Source organism: Kitasatospora sp. NPDC057512 (genome assembly GCF_042802135.1).
Taxonomy (GTDB): Bacteria; Actinomycetota; Actinomycetes; order Streptomycetales; family Streptomycetaceae; genus Kitasatospora.
Genome location: NZ_JBHVET010000897.1, coordinates 1 through 2,993, shown reverse-complemented (window position 1 = coordinate 2,993; position 2,993 = coordinate 1). Strand labels below are relative to the sequence as shown.

The window sequence follows — 2,993 nt, the reverse complement described above, 5'->3', positions numbered from 1 at the left end:
CTCTAGCCGATCCCCGCTCCGAAAAGCGAATCCGACCGCAACCCGATAAAACGAGCACGCCGAATAAGCACCAGGTCACAGCGCCGAAAAGCGCAGACGACCGGCACGAACCGGAAAGTGGTGTTTCAGAGGATTGGCTACCGCGGGACCGTCCGCGCAGATGCGTGTCCGGTGCTCCCTGCCAGGCAGCTCGAAGAACTGTACGCGCTTCCACGCCCCGATGCAAACGTCGTGCAAAGACGGCCGGCCGGACCCCGGGGAGAGGGGTCCGGCCGGTGGTGCCGTGCGGATCAGCTGTTGGTGGGGAAGCCCAGGTTGATGCCGCCGTGCGACGGGTCCAGCCAGCGCTGGGTCACCGCCTTGCCCCGGGTGAAGAACTGCACGCCGTCCGGGCCGTACGCGTGGGCGTCGCCGAACAGCGAGGCCTTCCAGCCGCCGAAGGAGTAGTAGGCGACCGGGACCGGGATCGGCACGTTGATGCCGACCATGCCGACCTCCACCTCGAACTGGAAGCGCCGGGCCGCGCCGCCGTCGTTGGTGAAGAGGGCGGTGCCGTTGCCGTACGGGTTGGCGTTGATCAGCGCCAGGCCCTCCTCGTACGAGTCGACGCGCACCACCGAGAGGACCGGGCCGAAGATCTCGTCGTTGTAGACGGACATGCCGGGCTTCACGTGGTCGAACAGCGTGGGGCCGAGCCAGAAGCCGTCGGCCGTCGGGGAGCCGTTCCTGTCCTCGGCGGTGACCGGGTGCTTGCGGCCGTCCACCGCGAGCTCGGCGCCGTCGGCGACCCCGGACTCCACATAGGAGGTGACCTTGTCCCGGTGCTGGCCGGTGACCAGCGGGCCCATCTCGGAGTCGCCGTTGCAGCCCGGGCCGACCTTCAGGGTGGCGATCCGCTGCTTGATCTTCTCGACCAGCTCGTCGCCGATCGGGTCGACCGCGACCAGCACGGACACCGCCATGCAGCGTTCGCCGGCCGCGCCGAAGCCCGCGTTGACGGCGGCGTCGGCGGCGAGGTCGAGGTCGGCGTCCGGCAGGACCAGCATGTGGTTCTTGGCGCCGCCCAGGGCCTGCACGCGCTTGCCGTAGCGGGTGCCGGTCTCGTAGACGTAGCGGGCGATCGGGGTGGAGCCGACGAAGCTGACCGACTTGATGTCCGGGTGCTCCAGCAGGCGGTCGACGGCCACCTTGTCGCCGTGCACGACGTTGAAGACGCCGTCCGGCAGGCCGGCTTCCTTCCACAGCTCGGCGAGGAAGTTGGCGGCGGACGGGTCCTTCTCCGAGGGCTTCACCACGACGGTGTTGCCGGCCGCGATGGCGATCGGGAAGAACCACATCGGCACCATGGCCGGGAAGTTGAACGGCGAGATGATCGCGACCGGGCCGAGCGGCTGGCGGATCGAGTAGACGTCGACGCCCGTCGAGGCCTGCTCGGTGAAGCCGCCCTTGATCAGCTGCGGGATGCCGCAGGCGTACTCCACGACCTCCAGGCCGCGGGCGATCTCGCCCAGCGCGTCGGAGTGCACCTTGCCGTGCTCGGCCACGATGATCGAGGCCAGCTCGTCGCGGCGGGCGTTCAGCAGCTCGCGGAAGGCGAAGAGCACCGTCGTCCGCTTCGCGATCGAGGCGGTGCGCCACTCGGTGAAGGCCGAGGCGGCGGCGGCCACGGCCTGGTCGACCTCGGCGATCTCGGCGAAGTCGACCTGGCCGGCGACCTGGCCGGTGGCCGGGTCGAAGACCTCGCCGCGACGGGGGGCCGCACCGGCGGTGGCGACGGGCTTGCCGCCGATCCAGTGAATGATGTGCTTGCTCAAGGTCCGTCTGCCTCCGAAGTCCCGGGCGGCGTCCTGCCACCGGTCCGGTCTGGCGCCGCCCGCACGTGGGCCGGGCGACGGGAAATCACGGGGCTACCGCGCTCGCCTCCCAGTCTGATGGCCGCTCCGGCGCAGCTCAACGAACAGGCTGACGGGGATCGTGGATTCAGCCTTACAGGTCGTCCGGTCACTCGGCCGAACGTGTGAACCCGCCACACGTGGCCCGGCACGCCTGCCCTCACCACGAGTGCCCCCACCACAAGTGCCCCGACGACGCGGGCGCCCACCGCGGGCAGCCGTCACCGCGGGCACCCGCGGGGCCGGGCGTCAGGACTCCCCGTCCTCCGGCTCCTCCAGGTACGGGTCGTGCAGCCCGTCCGCCGCCTCCCGGGTCTCCAGCAGGTCCAGTCGCAGGTCCTGCGCCCAGGCCAGCGCCCACCGCTTCAGCTCGGCCACCTCCCCGGCCGGCACGCCCCGGGCGCGGAACCGCCCATCCGCCGCCTCGGCGAGCGCCTCCAGCCGTTCGGCCAGCGCCGCGGGCTGGAAGTCCGGGTCCAACTCGGCTGCCAGCGCGAGCAGTTCGCCCTCCCGGTAGCAGCGGGTGAGGGCGTGCACGTCGATCAGGTCGCGCGGCATGCCCCGGTCCACGAGCAGCGCGGTGGTCAGCGCGGCCGCGTCCTCCAGGGCGACGACCGGCAGCACCACCGGGGGCTCGTCCGGTCCGGGCGCGCCGAGGTCGAGCCGGACCGACCGGTGTCCCAGCGGCTCCTTGCGCAGTTCCACCGAGTGTGACCGCCCGCCCAGCGCCAGCCGGACGGTGAGCTGTTCCAGCCGCGGTGTGCCCGGCCGCTCGGCGGCCCCGCCGCCCGCCGCCCGGTACGCCTCGCCCAGCGCGGCGGCCACCTCCGGCAGGTCGGCGCCGCCGGTCGCCAGGGTCAGCCCGTCCTGCGGGCAGGCCGCGACGCCGTGGGCGCGCAGCGCGTGCCCACCGGCCAGGGCGAGGCCGTACCGGTCGCAGACGGGTGCGGCCGACGCGGCCAGGCGCAGCTGGGCGGGGCCCGGGCGGAGGGACGCGTCGACGGCGTGCGGGACGGTGGTCACGCCTCCAGTCTGACGCGACCACCCGCTCCGCGCGCCACCGTCGCCGGGCGCCCGGAGCGCTACCGAGCGCCCCGGGTG

2 protein-coding genes are annotated in these 2,993 nt (G+C 72.7%); both read right to left on the bottom strand.

Features of this window, described 5'->3' with window-relative positions; translation table 11 throughout:
* Positions 1-290: 290 nt before the first annotated feature.
* Complete coding sequence (locus ACFU6K_RS35455) at positions 291-1,814, bottom strand: CoA-acylating methylmalonate-semialdehyde dehydrogenase (protein WP_380670208.1); 1,524 nt, start codon at positions 1,812-1,814, stop codon at positions 291-293.
* A gap of 327 nt (positions 1,815-2,141) precedes the next feature.
* Positions 2,142-2,915 (bottom strand): hypothetical protein, encoded by a 774-nt coding sequence (locus ACFU6K_RS35450; RefSeq protein WP_380670206.1) that lies wholly within the window; start codon positions 2,913-2,915, stop codon positions 2,142-2,144.
* Positions 2,916-2,993 lie beyond the last annotated feature (78 nt).